This is a genomic window from Clostridium sp. (genome assembly GCF_021372645.1).
Lineage (GTDB): Bacteria > Bacillota > Clostridia > Clostridiales > Clostridiaceae > Clostridium.
In genome coordinates this window covers 155094-173940 of sequence record NZ_JAJFUC010000037.1, presented here as the reverse complement: position 1 = coordinate 173940, position 18847 = coordinate 155094, and the positions used below count along the sequence as shown (strand labels likewise).

Genomic DNA, 18847 nt, shown 5'->3' with positions numbered 1-18847 from the left:
TTAGAATGGAAAAAATTATAGAGCTTGAAGGGAAAATGTTAAAAAATCTTAGCCGTAAGGCGCTTGAAAATAATAAAATTAATGCTGAATTATTTACAAAATACCAGGTTAAAAGGGGACTTAGAGATATTGATGGGAGGGGCGTGCTTGTTGGTCTTACAGAAATTGGAGATGTGCGCTCATATATAGTTGAGGAAAATGAAATGGTTCCTATGCCTGGGAAGTTGTTTTATAGGGGGTTTGATATCTCCGATATTGTTAATGGTTTTATGAAAAAAGACTCTTTTGGCTTTGAAGAGACATGCTATTTGCTTTTGTTTGGCAATCTTCCTACAAAAGAGGAACTGAATGATTTTGAACAGCTTTTGTCAGAATACAGAAATTTACCAGATGATTTTGTGCGTGATATGATATTAAAAATGCCTAGCAAAGACATTATGAATTCAATTGCGAGAAGTGTGTTAGCATTTTATAGCTTGGATGATTCAGCAGAGGATACTTCTATAGAAAATGTATTAAGGCAATGTTTAATACTAATAGCATGTTTTCCACTAATGGCGGTTTACGGTTATCAGGCTTGTACTCATTATCACGATAATAACAGTCTGTTTATACACAGTCCACAGCCAGATTTAAGTACTGCTGAAAATATTCTTCATATGCTTAGACCAAACAGCCAATATACAAAGCTTGAAGCAGCTCTTCTTGATCTTGCACTTGTTCTTCATGCAGAACATGGTGGAGGAAATAACTCAACCTTTGTCACACATGTTGTTACCTCATCAGGTTCCGATACATATTCGGTTATGGCTGCTGCTCTTGGCTCCTTAAAAGGTCCAAGGCATGGAGGCGCAAATATCAAAGTTGTACAGATGTTTGACGATATAAAACAAAATATCAAGGACTGGGATAATGATGCAGAGGTTGAAGAATATCTTATGAAAATACTCAATAAGGAAGCCTTTGATCATTCTGGACTGATTTATGGAATCGGCCATGCGGTTTATTCTATATCAGATCCAAGAGCTGTTATTTTTAAAGAGCATGTCGCAAAGCTTGCAAAAGAAAAAGGTTTCGAGAATGAATATAATTTGTATGATAAAATTGAAAAGCTTGCACCTGAAGTAGTTGGCAAGAAACATAAAATTTACAAGGGTGTAAGTGCAAATGTGGATTTTTACTCAGGTTTTGTATATAGAATGCTTGATATACCACCAGAGTTATTTACACCAATTTTTGCTATTTCAAGAATAAGTGGCTGGAGTGCCCACCGTATTGAAGAAATTGTGAATTCGGGTAAAATAATTAGACCTGCATATAAGAATGTTGTTAAAAGGAAGACATATGTTGATATAGAGCAAAGATGATGTTTTTAAGAATTCATTTTACAGACTAATTCTCAAGCTAATAGTAAAACTCTAATAGATGCTAGAACGGTGTCTATTAGAGTTTTTTTCGTGTAAAAAATATTTTGATGTTTTGAGAAAAATAATTTTGCAACAGTCTCTATATTAAAATTAATGATAATATGGTTTAATAAATATAAAAATAAACAAATTAATGATGTATTTACATATGAATGTTGTGAGAAAGAGGAGCAATAATGAAAGGAATAGGAGTTTTTGATATTTTAGGACCCATTATGATAGGTCCATCAAGTTCACATACAGCAGGTGCAGCAAGACTTGGGAAAATTGCAAGTAGTATAGCTGGGGGGGATATAGCAGAGGTAACATTCTTATTGCATGGCTCCTTTGCAAAAACATATAAAGGACATGGAACAGATAGAGCATTGGTTGCTGGAATCTTGGGAATGGAACCAAGTGATGAAAGGCTTAAAAATTCTATAGATGTAGCAAAAGAAAAAGGAATTAAATTTTTATTTAAGGAAGCTGATTTGGGTGATGTTCATCCTAATACAGTGAAATTTATTATGAGGACAACAAATGATAAATATTGTGAAGTTATGGGGTCATCTATTGGTGGAGGAAATATTCAAATTATAGAAGTTAATGACAATGAAGTTGATTTTACTGGAATGTATGAAACTTTAATAGTAGCTCATAAAGATGCTCCTGGTGTTATTAACAGTGTAACTAGTGTTCTTTATAGTGAAAATATAAATGTAGCATTTATGAGAGTTTTTAGGCATACTAAAGGTCAAGAAGCTACAATGATTTTTGAAATGGATAATAAGATAAGTGATGAAATAATAGAAAAGATTAGAAATATTGAATTAATACATAATACAATTTCAATAAGTCCAGCTAAAATCAGTTAACAATTAACAATTAACAATTAACAATTAACAATTAACAATTAACAATTAGCGGGGAAGAAATATAATAGTAATTCATTAAAATTTACAGTATATATTTATAATTAGATTGTAAGAAAATTAATTGTGCGGAAATTTAATATATACAGAAGAAGACAATAGTTAAGGAAGGTGGAGCAGTTTTTTATGATAGCAAGGACAGGAGTAGAATTGTTAGAAATATGTGAGAAACATAATATTTCATTAAGTGAATATGCCATAAGATGTGAAGTAGAGGAAAAGCAATTAACAAGAGATAAAGTTATAGAAATGATGAGAAAAAACTTAAAGGTTATGATTTCAGCAGCTAATGAAGGCATGGAAAAGGAAGTTTATTCAGTTAGTGGATTAATAGGCGGAGATGGTTTTAAGTTACATAATTATGCTAAAGAGGGCAAAACGCTTACAGGTACTGTAACAAATATGGCAATGGCAATGGCACTTTCTTCATCAGAAGTTAATGCATCTATGGGAAAGATAGTTGCATGCCCAACAGCAGGTTCTTGTGGTATATTGCCAGCAGTAATTTTATCCACAGGTAAACAGCTTAACTTAGATGAAGAAGAACTTTTAAAAGGATTATTTGCAGCAGCAGCTATTGGAATTATTATTGGATTAAATGCTACATTATCAGGAGCAGAAGGTGGATGCCAGGCAGAGTGCGGCTCAGCTTCTGCAATGGGAGCAGCTGCTGTTGTTGAAATGATGGGTGGAACTCCTCAAATGAGTTTAGATGCAGCAGCAATAATACTTAAAAATGTTTTAGGGCTCGTTTGTGATCCAGTTGCAGGACTTGTTGAAATACCTTGTGCTAAGAGAAATGCTCAAGGGGCTATAACTGCATTATGTACAGCAGATATGGTAATGGCTGGTGTAGCATCTAAGATTCCTTTTGATGATACAGTAAGTGCTATGTATAAGGTTGGAAAAAGTTTACCAGAATCTCTTAGGGAAACAGCTTTAGGAGGAGTTGCTGTAACTAAAGAAGGTTTAAGACTTAAGGAACAAGTTTTTGGTAAGAAGTAATATTCCAGTAATGTATAATTTACAATTCACAATGAAGGATAAAAAGCCTAAGGGCTTTTCAGAAAAAGAAATTATGAAGTGATTTTATTCTTAATTGTTTATTGCAAATTGTTAATTATCAATTAATAAAAACATTATTGAGGTAGGGGGAGTAATATTTGAATTCATTAGCAAAAGAACAAATTAATATTCTTATAGTGGATGATGAAAAAAGCATAGTTGATTTTATAAAAATGGGATTAGAAGCAGAAGGGTATAATGTATATGAGTCTTTCGATGGAAATGAAGCAATTAAATTAGCTCAAAAAATAAATCCACATATAATTATATTGGATATTATGCTGCCAGGAATGGATGGATATGAAGTATGCTCAAGGATTAAAAAATCCATGAAAACATCAATTATTATGCTTACAGCAAGAGATGAAGTTGATGATAAAGTAAAAGGATTAAATACTGGAGCAGATGATTATATGGCAAAGCCTTTTAGTTTTAAGGAACTTTTAGCACGTATTAATGCTAGGATAAGAAATAGTTTTCCTGAATTAAATAATGTTACTAGAATAGGTGATTTTACTATAGATGATGGAGCACATGAATTTACTTATAGTGGAAAAGTATTGGATTTACCACCTACGCAGTATAATTTATTAAGATTTTTACTTATGAATAATGGAATGGTATTAAGTAAATCATTAATACTTGAAAAAGTATGGGGATATGACTTTAATGGAGAGGAAAATATTGTTGAAGTATACATAAGATATTTAAGAGATAAAATTGAGGATAAAGAACATAATATTATTAAAACTGTTCGTGGTGTTGGATATAAAATGGTGGCACAATGAAAAAGTTAAAAAATAAGTTTAAAATAAAGAGTTTAAAGTGGCAATTATTATCTCGTTTTTTCATGATATTAATTGTTTTGTTAGTTTCAATGGGAGTTTTTCAATATATAAGTATGAAGAATTATTTATTTCAAACTAAAAGACAAGTATTACAACAAAAGTTTCATAATTTAGATTTTAGTACCTTATCAAAACAAAATATAGAAACTATGACGAAAGAAGATATTATTAAAATTTTAAAGAAATTAAAAGATAAAAATATAAGTATTTCATTAATTAATAAAAATGGGGAATTAATAACTGAAGAAACTAATGTAGATAATATAGTTGAAGAAGAAGATAATGATGGTGATGAGGATTCTAAGGAGATAGATGAAAAGAAAATAAAAGAGGTATCAGTACCGGTGCTTTCTAAAGAGAAATATATAAATATTCTTAATGAAACTGGTAATTTAGAACATATGCATGAAATTGCAGAAGATGAAGATAATAAGTGCCAAATGATTGCATGGATAAAGATAGGAGATTTAGACTCACCATCTGGATTAATACAATTGAGTACACCAATAGATGATGTTAAGGAAATATTAGACCGTGAAGTATACATGCATACAAGTCTTTCAATTTTAATTTTAATAATAGGTGCAGTACTTGGAACTACAATTTTTAAACATACATTAAACCCTTTATATAATATAACAGACACTGTAGAAAAAATAAATGTAACAGATTTAGATAAAAGATTGAGTGAAGAAAGTGGTCAGCTTGAAATTGATAGATTAGCAAAATCATTTAATATTATGCTTAAAAGAATAGAGACATCATTTCAAAAAGAGCAGTACATTAAGGAAAAAATGAGGCGTTTTGTATCAGATGCTTCACACGAATTACGTACACCATTAACCTCAATTCATGGGTTTGTTGAAGTGTTATTAAGAGGGGCGGCTAAAAATGAAAAGCAATTGGATTTAGCATTGAACAGTATATTAATGGAAAGTGAAAGACTCACTAAATTAGTAAATGATCTTTTAATGTTAACAAGATTAGATCAGCAGCCGATTGTAGAAATAAATAGAGAGAATATAAATGGTGTAATAAATGAGATATATCCACAGCTTCAGATTCTTTCTAAAGACAGGACTTTAAATTTAGAATTAAAAGATAATATAAATGTATATATAAATAAAAATCAAATTAAGCAAGTTATATTCAATATAGCCCAAAATGCAGTAATTCATACTGATAAAGACAATGGTATTATAACAGTATCTACTGGCATAGAAGATTTTGAAGATGAAACTTTTGCAGTTTTAAGGATATCTGATAATGGAACTGGCATACCAGAAGAGCATCTAAGTAAAATATATGATAGATTTTTTAGAAGTGATGCTCATAGATCTAGAGAACAAGGCGGATATGGATTAGGACTTTCTATAGTGAAATCTATAATAGATAGCAATGGTGGTAAAATTAAAGTAAAAAGTCAACTAAATGTTGGAACAACATTTTCTATATATTTAAAATTATTAAAGTAAAATTTAAGGGGGATTTTCTTAAGAAAGACAATCCTCCTTAAATTTTTTTATTTTCTCAGCAAATTCTCAGTTTAAATTCAGAAACAATTAAGGCTTAGTTGCTATACTTCAAATAGTAAGGTATATGAAATAACGAAATAAGTAGGTGATTTAATTTGATTATAAGTGGAATAGGAGTGCAATTATTAATAATTGCCATTATAGTAGGTTTAATTTTGCTTTTTATATTTACTACTGGAAAATATGAAAAACCAAAAGTAGTAAAAAGCAGTTATGCTCTTGGAACTATAATAAATTTAAGTGCATATGGCAACAAGGGAGAACAAGCAATTGAAAAGGCAATAGAAAAATTAAATGATATTGATGATAAGATGTCAGCTTTTAAGGAATATAGTGAAATATCCAAAATAAATGTTGCAGCGGGAATTTCTGCGGGAAGTGTAAGCAAGGATACTTATTATGTAGTAAAAAAGGCTATAGAGTATAGCAAAGTATTAGAGGGAACTTTTGATCCAACAATAAGACCATTGGTAAGCCTTTGGAATATAGGAACAAAAGAAGAAACAATTCCTGAAAATTCTCAAATAGAAGAAAAATTAAAACTTGTAAATTACAATGATGTGATTTTAGATGAAAATAATCACTCAATAATGCTAAAGAATAGGAAACAGGCTTTGGATGTTGGTGGAATAGCTAAAGGATTTGCAGCTGATGAAGTTCGAGATATTTTTCATCAACATAATATTAAAAGTGCTCTAATTGATTTGGGTGGGAATATTTTTGCTCTTGGAAGTAGAACAGATGGAAAATCTTGGAGAGTTGGAATTCAAAATCCAATTGAACCTAGAGGAGAGTATATTGGAATATTGAGTGTCAAAAATAAATCAATTGTTACATCTGGTAATTATGAAAGATATTTTATGAAAGATGGAAAGAGATTTCATCATATAATTGATCCTAAAACAGGGTATCCATCAGAAAGTAAAATTATAAGTGCAACTATTATATCAGATAATTCTATTGATGGAGATGGATTATCAACAGGTGTTTATATTCTTGGTGTAGATAAAGCATTAAGCATTATAGAAGAAATTAAGGGGATAGATGCAATACTTGTCACAGAAGATAAGAAAGTATATATGACAGCTGGTATTAAGGATAGTTTTGTGTTAACAGATGAGGAATTTATATTAAATTAGGCACATGGACTTGTTATTTTTTTGATTGTGCCTTAAGAAGTTATGAATAACTTAATTGTTAATAATTAGATATTTCAATTTGCAATTGTGGATAAATATTAAGTTTAGAATGGAGAAACAAATATGGCTAAGAAAATAAAGAAATCGCAAATTTTAAGACATGGTATACAATTAATTTTATTTATATTGCTGCCTGGCCTTTATGCAATGACATTTAATGAAGTAAAAACAGTTTATCAAATGATTATGGGAGGAAATTTTGATTTTCTTCAAGCATTACCCAATTTAATGGAATTTGCAGCTGTAATGCTAATAACGATGGTAATGGGAAGATGGTTTTGTGGCTGGATATGTTCTTTTGGAGCCTATAACGATTTAATATATTTTATATCAAAAAAAATCTTTAAAGGAAAATTTAAAGTAAATGAAAAAGTTGATTCTATATTAAAGTATACCAAATATGTAATATTACTATTTATAATAATTGTTTCATGGACAATTGGAAGCAACATTCTAGAAAGTGTAAGTCCTTGGGATGCATTTGGACAAATAACTAATTTACCTACTGTGTTTTCTACTTTACTAATTGGTTTAATACTTTTAGTGTTAATTACAATAGGGGCAGCATTTATTGAAAGATTTTTTTGTAGATATTTATGTCCTTTAGGAGCTATATTTGCAATAATATCTAAAATTGGAATAACAAAAATTAATAAGCCTAAAGATGATTGCGGCAAGTGCAGAGCATGTACAGTGAATTGTTCTATGGGATTAAAACTTTATAAAGTGAATGCTGCTAGAGGTGGCGATTGTATCAATTGTTTAAAATGCACAGAAGTATGTCCTAGAAGAAATGCTAACATAAACATTCTTGGACAAGATTTAAATCAAAATTTAGCTGGTTCTGTAGCAATGGCTGCAATGTTAGGTGTTTATGGACTTACAAACTTTGGAGTAGATGCTTTAACTAAGGCTGGTGTAATTTCAAACAATAACACAATTTCAACTTCAGATAGTTCAGCCTCTGACAGTTCTTCAAAAAAATATAAAGATGGAACATATACAGGAACTGGTACAGGTTTTGGAGGTGCAACAACTAAAATTTCTGTTAATATAGCAGATGGAAAGATAACTGATATACAAACTGTATCAAATGGGGATACTCCAAGTTACTACGACAGAGCTTTTGGAACAATATCTAAAGGAATAATGTCAAATCAAACAACTCAAGTTAATACAGTATCAGGAGCTACATATAGTTCAAAGGGAATAATAAACGCAGTAAAAGATGCATTAAATCAAGCTGCTGTTTCAAGTTCAGATATTGATACTTCAAACAATGATAGTGCAGCTAAAAGTGAAACAGCAGCTTCAAGCCCAACAGAAAATTCAAATAGTATAGCTTCAAGTACAACTTTTGATAACTCATCAAAAACATATAAAGATGGAACATATACTGGAAGTGGACAAGGATTTCATGGAGGAACAACTAAAGTTTTGGTTACTATAGCTGATGGAAAGATAGCCAATATAGAAATTTTATCGAATGGAGATACTCCACAGTATTTTGAAAGAGTTTTAGGAACTATAACAAAAGAAATACTTTCAAAACAATCAACTTCAGTAGATACAGTTTCAGGAGCTACTTATAGTTCAAAAGGAATCATGAGTGCAGTAGCAAATTCTTTGAGTCAAGCAAAATAATAAAACATTCTTTAATAGGCACTTTTCAATGAATATGATAACTTCATTGAAAAGTGGTTATTTATTAAGAGGAAAATATTAACATATAATTTTAATTCAACAATTCATGCATATTAAATATACCTAAGATGATTACATGATAACTAACACATTTATAGAAATTGTTAATATAATAATTGAAGGATTTATAATATTAACAGGAGTATGATATAAATGCCAAGCAAAAATAGAACTAGAAATAATATAGATAAAAGCTCTAACATGGTACCAATAAAGCGAATTAAAACAAAGAAAGAGACAATTTTAATTGAAGTTGCAAAAAATCAAGTTATAGATCAATTTGTTAATGGCTTTGAAGTAATAAAACCTGTGAAAAGGTATGGGAAATATTATGTATTAGCAAAGAATAAGTAAAATATATACTTGACGTTTTAAGCTTAATGTTATAATCTTTAGGTTGTGAACGATAATTTTAGAATTGAATAACTAGGGGGGCTAATATTTTAGCTGAGATTGGAGAGATTGATTTCCTGACTCTTATAACCTGATTTGGTTAATACCAACGTAGGGAAGTATATTGATATTTGTGCATATTTTATTGATGTATTCCTTAGGGGATACATTTTTTTGCGTAAAAGTAATAAACCTCTTTAATGTTAATCGATTTAATGAAATATTATTTCACAAGAAAATAATCTATTATTTTAAGGGGGGAAGATTGTAAATGCAAGAAAAAAGTAAAGCACAAAAAATTGCATTAAGTGGGGTATTAATTGGTATTTCAGTTATTTTTGGAACATTTTCAATGCCGATTGGAGTAGCTAAAATATCACCAGTACAACATTTTGTAAATGTAGTAGGAGCAATAACACTTGGACCAATTTATGCACTCTTAAATGCATTCGTTACATCATTTATAAGAAACATTATGGGAACAGGAAGTTTACTAGCGTTTCCAGGAAGTATGGTAGGTGCGCTGCTTGCAGGTATTCTTTATAAGAAATTTAGAAAACCAGTTATAGCTGTAATTGGAGAAATAATTGGAACAGGAATAATAGGAGCATTACTAGCTTATCCAATAGCATCAATACTTTTAGGCAAAGAAGTAGCACTTTTTGTATATATAATTCCATTTACAATGAGTTGTAGTTCAGGAGCTGCCATAGCATATCTCTTTGTGAAGATTCCTATTATAAGGAAAACATTAATAAATAATTAGTCACCAATAAATGAGAAAGATTCGAAAAATACAAAAGAAATTTAGATGATTTTAAATTGTATATTATTAAAAATTGAAAAATAATTTAAATAAGAATGTAAATGAAAGGATGATTTTATGTTTAGAGGATTAACTATTGCAGGGTCTGATACTTGTGGAGGAGCAGGAATTCAAGCTGATCTAAAATCTTTTTCAGCTAATGGAGTTTACGGCATGAGTGTTATTACAGCTGTAACTGTTCAAAATACTATGGGTGTTTTTGGCATTCAAGACATAAATCCAGAAATAATTGAAGCGCAAATTGATGTTATTTTTGATGATATTAGAGTTGATGCTATTAAAATAGGAATGGTATCACAAATTCCATCTATTAAAGCAATATCGAAAGCTTTAAGAAAAATAGAAAAACTACCAGCAATAGTTTTAGATCCAGTTATGATTTCTAAAAGTGGATTCAATCTATTATCAAAGGATGCAAAAGATACTTTGGTTAAGGAATTATTTCCTTTAGCAACATTAATCACTCCTAATTTACCAGAAGCAGAAGAAATTTTAGGAATTAAGATAAAAACTTTAGATGAAATGAAAGATGCTGCTTTAAAACTTAAGGAACTTGGACCGAAAGCTGTTTTAGTTAAAGGTGGACATTTAGAAGGAGAAGCTACTGATTTATTATTTGATGGAAAGGAATTTATATTCTTACCACAAGAAAGAATTAATACTACTCATACTCATGGAACAGGATGCACTTTATCTTCTGCTATAGCTGCCAATTTAGCTAAAAATATGACTATGGACGAAGCAGTTAGAGAAGGAAAGAGATACATAACATGTGCCATTGAACATGGATTTGATCTTGGAAAGGGTGTTGGACCTACTAATCATTTTTATGAACTTTATAAAAAGGCAGGAATGCTTTAACAGTTCACAATTTATAATGCACAATTTAGGAGCAAGCTCACAGAGAAAGTTCTAGGCTCTAAATATAAAATACGAGTTAAGGTATAATTAAATTAAAAAATAGATGTAAGGAGAGAATAAAAATGAATTATAAAACACAAATGGAAGCAGCTAAAAAAGGTATAGTTACTAAGGAAATGCAGGTGGTAGCTAAGAAGGAAAATATCTCAGAAGAAAAATTAATGAAGCTTGTAGCAGAAGGTAAGGTAGCTATTCCAGCTAATATTAATCATAAATCACTTAGCCCAGAAGGGATTGGTGATGGACTAAAAACAAAAATAAACGTAAACTTAGGTGTTTCAGGAGATTGCATTGATTATTCAAACGAAATGGAAAAAGTAAAAATGGCAATTGAGTTTGGTGCTGAAGCTATAATGGATTTAAGTAACTATGGAAAGACTCAAGAGTTTAGAGAAAAACTTATTGAATATTCTCCAGCTATGATAGGTACAGTTCCAATGTATGATGCAATTGGATATCTTGAAAAAGATCTTTTGGATATAAAGGCTGAGGATTTTCTTCGTGTAGTTAGACAACATGCAAAAGCTGGAGTTGATTTTGTTACTATTCATGCTGGAATAAATAAAAGAACAATTTCATTATTTAAAGAAGATAAGAGAAAATTAAATATTGTATCTCGTGGAGGATCTTTATTATTTGCTTGGATGGAAATGACAGGAAATGAAAATCCATTTTATGAGTATTATGATGAATTACTTGAAATTCTAAGAGAATATGATGTAACAATAAGTCTTGGAGATGCAATGAGACCAGGTTGTATTGATGACTCAACTGATGCAGGACAAATTACAGAACTTATAGAATTAGGTTTATTAACAAAGAGAGCTTGGGCAAAAGACGTTCAAGTTATGATTGAAGGACCAGGACATATGGCTATGAATGAAATAGCAGCTAATATGCAAATTGAAAAAAGATTATGTCATGGGGCACCATTTTATGTACTTGGACCTCTTGTTACAGATATCGCGCCAGGATATGATCATATAACGTCAGCTATTGGCGGAGCTATTGCAGCAACAAATGGAGCAAACTTCCTTTGTTATGTAACACCAGCTGAACATTTAAGACTTCCAGATTTATCAGATGTTAAAGAAGGAATCATAGCATCAAAAATTGCAGCACATGCAGCAGATATAGCTAATGGTATTCCAGGCGCAAGAGATAGAGATAATGCAATGGCAGATGCTCGTCAAAAGCTTGATTGGGAAGAAATGTTTAAGGTTGCTATTGATGGAGAAAAAGCTAGAACATATTTTGAAAGTCTGCCACCAGAAGAAAAACATAGCTGTTCTATGTGTGGGAAAATGTGTGCTGTAAGAACAACTAATAGAATTTTAAATGGTGAGAAAGTAGAGTTGCTTCAAAAAGAGGTGAAATAATTATTAGTAATGAAATAGTTATATTATGTGCAATTAACAATTAAGGTGAAGGTCATTACGTCATTTTTATAAAATATGTTCAAAAAATTCCTTGAAGGAATTTTAATACAAATGATTTGTTAAATATAAAATTTAAGTTTAAGAAGGAGGGGAGTTTAGTAGGAATTTTGGTATTATTAAATCTAAATTCTTGCTAAGATTTTTATGGACAATAAGATTGTTTTGGAGATAGGAAAGTTATTAGAAGAAGTTAGAAACAAGAAGCCTCTTGTACATAACATAACTAATTATGTTACTGTTAATGATTGTGCAAATATACTACTTGCAATAGGTACATCACCAATTATGGCTGATGATATTAATGAAGCAGCAGATATTACTAAAATTTCTTCTGCTCTTGTAATAAACATTGGTACATTAAATGAAAGAACAATTGAATCTATGATTGTATCAGGAAAGAAAGCAAATGAATTAAACATTCCAGTTGTTTTTGATCCAGTAGGTGCAGGTGCATCTGAATTTAGAAATGTAACTACTAAGAGAATAATAGAGGAAGTTAAAATAAGTGTTTTGCGTGGAAATATGTCTGAAATTAAATTTATAGCAGGTTTACAATCTACTACTAAGGGTGTTGATGCTTCGGAAGTAGATACTAAAGGTGGAAATGATGAAGGTATTAATGTAGCTAAAAATTTAGCTAGTAAACTTAATTGTACAGTTGCAATAACAGGAGTAACTGATATTGTATCAGATGGGAAACGGGTAGCAATGCTTGAAAATGGACATAAAATGCTTGCAAATGTTACAGGAACAGGTTGCATGACAACTGCATTAGTTGGTGGATTTTGTGGTGCAGGTTCAGATTTTTTTGTAGCAGCTGTTTCAGGAATTATTTCCATGGGTATAGCTGGAGAAATTGCTTTTGAAAAAGCAGGACAAATAGGAACAGGCAGTTTCCATATTGCAATTATAGATGCAATTAGTAATTTAGATAATGAAATTATTAATAATATGGTTAAAGTTAAAGAGCTAAAATAATAATTATTATGAAGGCATATGAAAAAATAACAATTCCATGATTATGGGAGTAGTTATTTCCTTTCATATGCCTAAAATGATTTTCATATTATATAAGCCCTAATTAGTATTGTACACCTTAATTAGACAAAGTAATTTTAGAAATTCTGAAAGAATTTCATCCTTTCATTATTAATTGACAATTGTACGTTGTTACTTGGAACATATATAATATGATTAAAAAATAATTTTAAGGAGGAAAAATAATGAAATCTAAGATAGATTACAGTATTTATCTTGTAACAGATAGAGATTTAATGAGCACAGAAACTTTAGAAGAGGCTGTAGAGCAGGCTATTATTGGTGGCTGTACATTAGTCCAATTAAGAGAGAAGGATTGTTCATCTCTTGATTTCTATAATACTGCAGTTAAAGTAAAAGAAATAACAGATAAATATAATATTCCATTATTAATAAATGATAGAGTAGATATTGCATTAGCAGTTGATGCAGCGGGGGTACATGTGGGGCAAAGTGATTTACCTTTAACAGTTGTTAGAAAAATTGTAGGTGAAGGAAAGATTATTGGAGTTTCAACAGGTACTTTAGAAGAAGCACTTAAAGCACAAAAAGAAGGAGCAGATTACTTAGGAGTTGGAGCCATGTATGCAACTGGAACTAAAAAAGATGCAAATCCAACTAGTATGGAAGAATTAAAGAAAATAAGAGAAAATGTATCTATACCTATAGTGGCAATAGGTGGAATAAATAAAGATAGAGTCAAAGATTTTGATGGCATGGGAATTGATGGACTTGCAATAATTTCAGCTATTATTGCTCAAAAAGACATTACGAAGGCTACGAGAGAGATAAAAAATCTATTGATATAAAAATAATTTTTATTTAAAAAGAATAAAACTTTTTTGTTAATATTTTTAAGAATGAAAGTTTTTTAATTTATATGCTTAAATGTTTTAATTTAATCATTGAATAATTTATATTTATATAATAAAATAAGTTAATATTTATAGTTTTAAGAGGGATCTACATAATCAAAATCCATTATATAGAATTGAATACCATTCGCATTATTCAAATGGAAAAGTTTACTTTTTACTAGGTTATGCTATTTTATGTGGGAATTTACTTGATTATAATCTTTTTACTGTGGTAATATAAGAAGGAAGTGTAATTAATTAAAATGTGGTATTTAAGAAAGTAATAATAAAACAATCCTAGTATATCAGTAATCTTTACAAAAAATATAAAATTTAATAAAATATTAATAAATATATTGGTAAAGGAATTTGATTATGGGTACAGAAAAAAATAAGAAATTAAATTAAATTTTAGATTCAAACATTAAATTTATTACAACTTTTAATGATAGTCATTATGGTTTAATAAAGTGGAAGCAAGAAGACCAATATGGTAAAAGTTGTTATGTTCACTTTACTAATCTTGACTTTGTAAAATTTGCGGAAAGTATCTATGCAAAAGGATACCATGTAGAAAATGCAGAAGATTTAATTCTAACATTGGAAGAGGCATTTAAGCAAAATGTAGCAGTAGTTATTGATTGTCAAGTTGATTATGTTGAAAATGTAAAATTAACAGAGCATCTAAAGGAAGTTTATGAAAATCTTTAGACATTTAATGTAGAAATAACATTAAAAAACTCAAACAAATTAACTTAGGTTATATAAAAACATGAAATTATTCTACAAGGTAAGTTCATGTTTTTATTATCCATAAATTTATGAAGGAATATTATGGGTATAAGTAATATACTTAACTTAAGCAGATGAGAAAAATATCATTAGATATAGTGTAAAATTAGAAATTAATTTTTGAAAATTTATGTTTATGAAGGGGTTAGATTATATGTTTTTATTAGATGAAGCAAATAGATGTTTATTGTGTAAAAATCCAAAGTGTCAAGCCAATTGTCCCATAAATACTCCGATTCCGGAAATAATAGCACTGTATAAAGATGGAAGGTTAAAAGAAGCAGGCGAAATTCTATTTAATAACAATCCACTTTCAGTAATATGTTCAATTGTTTGTCCTCATGAAAATCAATGTGCAGGAAACTGCATAAGAGGGATAAAGCAAGAACCAGTTAAATTTTATGATATTGAAAAAGAAATATCAGAAGGATATTTAGATGCAGTAAAATTTGAAAATTTACCAAAGGATAAAGATAGAATTGCTATTATAGGAGGCGGGCCAGCAGGACTGACAATTGCTTTTATATTGGCAAGAAAAGGATACAAGGTGACAATTTTTGATTCAAAAAATAAAATTGGAGGGGTATTACGTTACGGAATTCCAGAATATAGGTTACCTAATTATTTAATAGACAAACTTGAGGATAAGCTTATTGAGCTTGGTGTCATGATTAGACCTAACACACTTATAGGACCAGTTATAAGTATTGATAGATTATTTGAAGAAGATTATAAAGCTATATTTATTGGAACGGGTGTATGGAATGCTAAAACTTTAAATATTAAGGGAGAAACATTAGGAAACGTACATTTTGCCATAGATTATCTTAGATCACCAGAAACATATAGGTTGGGCAATAAAGTTGCAATAATTGGTGCTGGAAACGTTGCTATGGATGCTGCAAGAACAGCAAAAAGAAATGGTTGTAATGAGGTTACAGTTATTTATAGAGGTAATTTTGAAGATATGAGTGCTACTAAAAGAGAAATAGAAGAGGCTAAAGAAGATGGTATTTTATTTAAGTTATATAGTTCTCCAATTGAATTAACAGAAGAGGGAGTAAAAATAATTAATAAAGAAAATCAGAATAATGAAAAGGAAGAATTATTTGAATGTAATTCTACAATTATTGCAATAAGTCAATCACCTAAAACCAATATAGTTTCTAATACTACTAAACTTGAAACTAATAGCGCAGGACTTATTATTGCAGATGAAAAAGGTAACACTACAAGGTCAGGAGTATTTGGTTCAGGAGACGTAGTTACAGGTGCAAGAACTGTTGTTGAAGCAGTAGCACATGCTAAGATAGTTGCAGAAGCTATAGAAGAATATTGTAGATCCACAATTTGAAGTTATGAAAATTACAGGTGATCAATACTATAATGAAGCAGAATTTGTTAACAATATGTCTGATGAAACAACAAAAGCTATATTACAGACTGCAGTAACTGCACAAAGTCAAGCAGAGATGGTTGAAAAACTTAGTGAAATAGCACAAGAATTCAAAATTTAAGTATGCTAAAGGGCATTCAATTCTTATAAGGGTTGAGTGCTTTTTATTATGATAAAAGCATTAAACTTTTCAGCACAACTTTCGGGTGGAGAGCAGCACAGAGTAGCAATAACATTGGTAAAAAATCCATTACTTTATGGAAAATTTAGTAGCATTAATGCGAAACTCTAGTTTTGAAGTTATTTAAAAGTGTTTTTTTAATTTGTGTTTAAGAAATAAAAAGTGTGGTATATACTGTTACTAAGGTATAATTTTTAAGGAGATAATTTAATTTCAGTTTATTTAAATAAAGAAAGGTAAATTAAAGTTGGATAACAAAGAAAAAATTTTTTATGTTTTAAAAAAATGTTATGGATTTGATACTTTAAGAAAAGGTCAATTTGAAATTATAAATAACATTTTAAATGGTGCAGACACTTTTTGCCTTATGCCAACAGGCGGTGGTAAGTCTGTTTGTTATCAGATTCCAGCAATAATATTTCAAGGGATAACTATTGTAATATCACCTTTGATTTCACTTATGAAAGATCAAGTAGATAATCTAGTAGGTGTTGGAATTAAGGCAGCATATATTAATAGTACTCAAAATATGGATATGATAAAAAATATATTAATTGAAGCATCTATGGGGGAATATAAGATAATTTACATTTCCCCTGAAAGGCTTGAATCTAAAATATTCAGAGATATGATTAAAGACCTTCATATTTCTCAAATTGCAATAGATGAAGCTCACTGTGTATCACAATGGGGGCATGATTTTAGAAAAAGTTATTTAGAAATTTCAAGTTTTTATAACATTCTTAAAAATAAACCAGTTGTTTCAGCATTTACAGCTACTGCAACAGAAGAGGCTAGAGAAGATTCGATAAAACTTCTAGGCTTAAATAACCCATATGTATATAAAGGAGATATTAATAGGGAAAATCTAAATCTTAATGTGCTAAAAGAAGTAGATAAACTTGAAATACTTAAAGATATAATAAGAGATAATGAGAGCGAAGCAGGAATAGTTTATTGTGCATCTAGAAAAGAAGTGGATGATCTTTATTATTATTTAAAGGACTTAGGATATAATGTAGGCAAATATCATGGTGGGCTTAAAGATGAAGAAAAAGAAAAATTTCAAGAAGATTTTTTATATGAGAATTTGGATATAATTATTGCAACTAACGCCTTTGGTATGGGAATAGATAAATCTAATATAAGATTTATTATTCATTTTACGCTTCCACAGAATATAGAATCCTACTATCAAGAAATAGGTAGGGGAGGAAGAGATGGAGAAAAATGCGATTGTTATTTATTTTATTGTGAAGCTGATATAAGAAGAGTAGAATATATAATAAATAAGAGCTCTTCGATGAATAGAAGAGAAGTGCAACTTAGAAAGTTTCAATCCATGATTAATTATTGCAATTTAAAAGAATGTTACAGAAAATATATATTAAATTACTTCAAAAATGAACGTAAGTTAAGTTACTGTAATAATTGTAGTAATTGTTTAAATGATGATGAATTAAAAGATTTTACAAGAGAGAGCCAAATGATTTTATCCACAGTTTTTAGAACTAAAGAACAATATGGTATATCTGTTCTTGTGGATATCTTAAAGGGATTTAAAGGACCTAAAATAATACAGAACAATTTGGATAAGGTAACCACATACGCAATAATGAAAGAGTATGGTAATGGTTTTATAAAAGATTTAATTAAAAGTTTATTAAATGAAGGGTTTGTTGATTTAAAGGAAGGTACATACTCAATGCTAAAACTTAATGCTAGATCAATGAAGATATTAAAAAGTAAGGAAACAGTAGTATTCAAGATTTTAGACAAGGAAGAACCAATTTTAAATAAAGAGTTATTTGAGGTCTTAAAGAAGTGGAGAAAAGAAAAATCTTATAAAGAAAAAATAAAACCATACATAATATTTTCTGATACAAGCTTAATTGCTATATCAAATAGTAAACCTAAAACTTTAGATGAGCTATTAGAAATTAGAGGTGTTGGTACTAAGAAGATTGAAGCTTATGGAAAAGAATTATTGAATATAATACAACTAGCTAGTGAAAAAGAAGTCAAACGATAAATACAAGGTTGGAATTAAAATTAATGTTTCAGCCTTTTTCAACCCTGTCAGGCTTACAAAATAATTCGTTTTATTCTCATATATATGTTTTAGAATAATCCAAATATATTTATTATTTTTGTTTTATGAAAGTACAAATAAAATTTAAAATATGTTAAAATAAATACTATTACATCAAAAAAAGTTTATAATAAATATGTGAATTGATAGTCAATAATTAAGTTAATTTAATATTGACTATATATTTTGTGTCCTAAAGTCTATTTATAGAGTTTAATGTTTT

At 29.5% G+C, this 18847-nt stretch carries 16 protein-coding genes, 1 pseudogene and 1 riboswitch; all 17 genes and pseudogenes read left to right on the top strand.

All coding sequences use genetic code 11. The features are described 5' to 3' along the window. The first annotated feature begins 5 nt into the window (after nucleotides 1-5). The 17 genes and pseudogenes from LLF98_RS06235 (at nucleotide 6) to recQ (ending at nucleotide 18564) form a co-directional block, all read left to right on the top strand. Nucleotides 6-1367, top strand: coding sequence for a citrate/2-methylcitrate synthase (locus LLF98_RS06235; protein WP_291701933.1), 1362 nt, complete (start codon nucleotides 6-8; stop codon nucleotides 1365-1367). A gap of 236 nt (nucleotides 1368-1603) precedes the next feature. After that, entirely contained in the window at nucleotides 1604-2281 is a 678-nt protein-coding gene (gene sdaAB / locus LLF98_RS06230; protein WP_291701931.1) for an L-serine ammonia-lyase, iron-sulfur-dependent subunit beta, read from the top strand. Between the two features lie 183 nt (nucleotides 2282-2464). Further along, nucleotides 2465-3343, top strand: coding sequence for an L-serine ammonia-lyase, iron-sulfur-dependent, subunit alpha (gene sdaAA, locus LLF98_RS06225; protein ID WP_291701929.1), 879 nt, complete (start codon nucleotides 2465-2467; stop codon nucleotides 3341-3343). Nucleotides 3344-3501: 158 nt separating this feature from the next. Next, a complete protein-coding gene (locus tag LLF98_RS06220) occupies nucleotides 3502-4191 on the top strand; it encodes a response regulator transcription factor (RefSeq protein WP_291701927.1) in 690 nt (229 codons plus the stop codon). After that, nucleotides 4188-5726: an ATP-binding protein gene (locus tag LLF98_RS06215; RefSeq protein ID WP_291701925.1), complete on the top strand. Its 1539-nt coding sequence runs from the start codon at nucleotides 4188-4190 to the stop codon at nucleotides 5724-5726. Before LLF98_RS06220 ends, LLF98_RS06215 begins: the two co-directional genes overlap by 4 nt. Nucleotides 5727-5938: 212 nt before the next feature. Then, entirely contained in the window at nucleotides 5939-6925 is a 987-nt protein-coding gene (locus LLF98_RS06210; protein ID WP_366512075.1) for an FAD:protein FMN transferase, read from the top strand. A gap of 123 nt (nucleotides 6926-7048) precedes the next feature. Further along, nucleotides 7049-8629 (top strand): FMN-binding protein, encoded by a 1581-nt coding sequence (locus tag LLF98_RS06205; protein WP_291701923.1) that lies wholly within the window; start codon nucleotides 7049-7051, stop codon nucleotides 8627-8629. A gap of 213 nt (nucleotides 8630-8842) precedes the next feature. Beyond that, nucleotides 8843-9043 carry a hypothetical protein gene (locus LLF98_RS06200; RefSeq protein WP_291701921.1) on the top strand — a complete coding sequence of 67 codons (201 nt, stop codon included), beginning with the start codon at nucleotides 8843-8845 and terminating at the stop codon, nucleotides 9041-9043. A 64-nt stretch (nucleotides 9044-9107) separates the two neighbouring features. Then, nucleotides 9108-9217, top strand: a riboswitch (TPP riboswitch). A gap of 136 nt (nucleotides 9218-9353) precedes the next feature. Further along, the gene (gene thiW, locus LLF98_RS06195) at nucleotides 9354-9848 is read left to right on the top strand and encodes an energy coupling factor transporter S component ThiW (protein ID WP_291701919.1); all 495 of its coding nucleotides are present in this window, start codon (nucleotides 9354-9356) and stop codon (nucleotides 9846-9848) included. A 117-nt stretch (nucleotides 9849-9965) separates the two neighbouring features. Beyond that, nucleotides 9966-10769 carry a bifunctional hydroxymethylpyrimidine kinase/phosphomethylpyrimidine kinase gene (gene thiD / locus LLF98_RS06190; protein WP_291701917.1) on the top strand — a complete coding sequence of 268 codons (804 nt, stop codon included), beginning with the start codon at nucleotides 9966-9968 and terminating at the stop codon, nucleotides 10767-10769. A gap of 122 nt (nucleotides 10770-10891) precedes the next feature. Then, nucleotides 10892-12208: a phosphomethylpyrimidine synthase ThiC gene (gene thiC / locus LLF98_RS06185; RefSeq protein WP_291701915.1), complete on the top strand. Its 1317-nt coding sequence runs from the start codon at nucleotides 10892-10894 to the stop codon at nucleotides 12206-12208. A 204-nt stretch (nucleotides 12209-12412) separates the two neighbouring features. Next, nucleotides 12413-13246 carry a hydroxyethylthiazole kinase gene (gene thiM / locus LLF98_RS06180; RefSeq protein WP_291701913.1) on the top strand — a complete coding sequence of 278 codons (834 nt, stop codon included), beginning with the start codon at nucleotides 12413-12415 and terminating at the stop codon, nucleotides 13244-13246. A 245-nt stretch (nucleotides 13247-13491) separates the two neighbouring features. Beyond that, entirely contained in the window at nucleotides 13492-14115 is a 624-nt protein-coding gene (gene thiE / locus LLF98_RS06175) for a thiamine phosphate synthase (RefSeq protein WP_291701912.1), read from the top strand. Nucleotides 14116-14604: 489 nt separating this feature from the next. Beyond that, a pseudogene (locus tag LLF98_RS06170) lies at nucleotides 14605-14874 on the top strand (thiamine pyrophosphate-dependent enzyme); the annotation flags it as partial. Between the two features lie 235 nt (nucleotides 14875-15109). Then, nucleotides 15110-16309: an NAD(P)-dependent oxidoreductase gene (locus LLF98_RS06165; RefSeq protein ID WP_291701910.1), complete on the top strand. Its 1200-nt coding sequence runs from the start codon at nucleotides 15110-15112 to the stop codon at nucleotides 16307-16309. A gap of 4 nt (nucleotides 16310-16313) precedes the next feature. Continuing rightward, nucleotides 16314-16472: a hypothetical protein gene (locus tag LLF98_RS06160; RefSeq protein ID WP_291701908.1), complete on the top strand. Its 159-nt coding sequence runs from the start codon at nucleotides 16314-16316 to the stop codon at nucleotides 16470-16472. 307 nt (nucleotides 16473-16779) lie between these two features. Next, on the top strand, nucleotides 16780-18564 hold the full coding sequence (gene recQ / locus LLF98_RS06155; RefSeq protein WP_291701906.1) for a DNA helicase RecQ: 1785 nt from the start codon (nucleotides 16780-16782) through the stop codon (nucleotides 18562-18564). The last annotated feature ends 283 nt before the right edge of the window (nucleotides 18565-18847 follow it).

What these genes read in the sequence shown, in the direction of transcription:
- LLF98_RS06235 (WP_291701933.1), top strand. Translation starts at nt 6, where the DNA reads ATGGAAAAAATTATAGAGCTTGAAGGGAAAATGTTAAAAAATCTTAGC.
- sdaAB (WP_291701931.1), top strand. Translation starts at nt 1,604, where the DNA reads ATGAAAGGAATAGGAGTTTTTGATATTTTAGGACCCATTATGATAGGT.
- sdaAA (WP_291701929.1), top strand. Translation starts at nt 2,465, where the DNA reads ATGATAGCAAGGACAGGAGTAGAATTGTTAGAAATATGTGAGAAACAT.
- LLF98_RS06215 (WP_291701925.1), top strand. Translation starts at nt 4,188, where the DNA reads ATGAAAAAGTTAAAAAATAAGTTTAAAATAAAGAGTTTAAAGTGGCAA.
- LLF98_RS06205 (WP_291701923.1), top strand. Translation starts at nt 7,049, where the DNA reads ATGGCTAAGAAAATAAAGAAATCGCAAATTTTAAGACATGGTATACAA.
- LLF98_RS06200 (WP_291701921.1), top strand. Translation starts at nt 8,843, where the DNA reads ATGCCAAGCAAAAATAGAACTAGAAATAATATAGATAAAAGCTCTAAC.
- thiW (WP_291701919.1), top strand. Translation starts at nt 9,354, where the DNA reads ATGCAAGAAAAAAGTAAAGCACAAAAAATTGCATTAAGTGGGGTATTA.
- thiD (WP_291701917.1), top strand. Translation starts at nt 9,966, where the DNA reads ATGTTTAGAGGATTAACTATTGCAGGGTCTGATACTTGTGGAGGAGCA.
- thiC (WP_291701915.1), top strand. Translation starts at nt 10,892, where the DNA reads ATGAATTATAAAACACAAATGGAAGCAGCTAAAAAAGGTATAGTTACT.
- thiM (WP_291701913.1), top strand. Translation starts at nt 12,413, where the DNA reads ATGGACAATAAGATTGTTTTGGAGATAGGAAAGTTATTAGAAGAAGTT.
- thiE (WP_291701912.1), top strand. Translation starts at nt 13,492, where the DNA reads ATGAAATCTAAGATAGATTACAGTATTTATCTTGTAACAGATAGAGAT.
- LLF98_RS06165 (WP_291701910.1), top strand. Translation starts at nt 15,110, where the DNA reads ATGTTTTTATTAGATGAAGCAAATAGATGTTTATTGTGTAAAAATCCA.
- LLF98_RS06160 (WP_291701908.1), top strand. Translation starts at nt 16,314, where the DNA reads ATGAAAATTACAGGTGATCAATACTATAATGAAGCAGAATTTGTTAAC.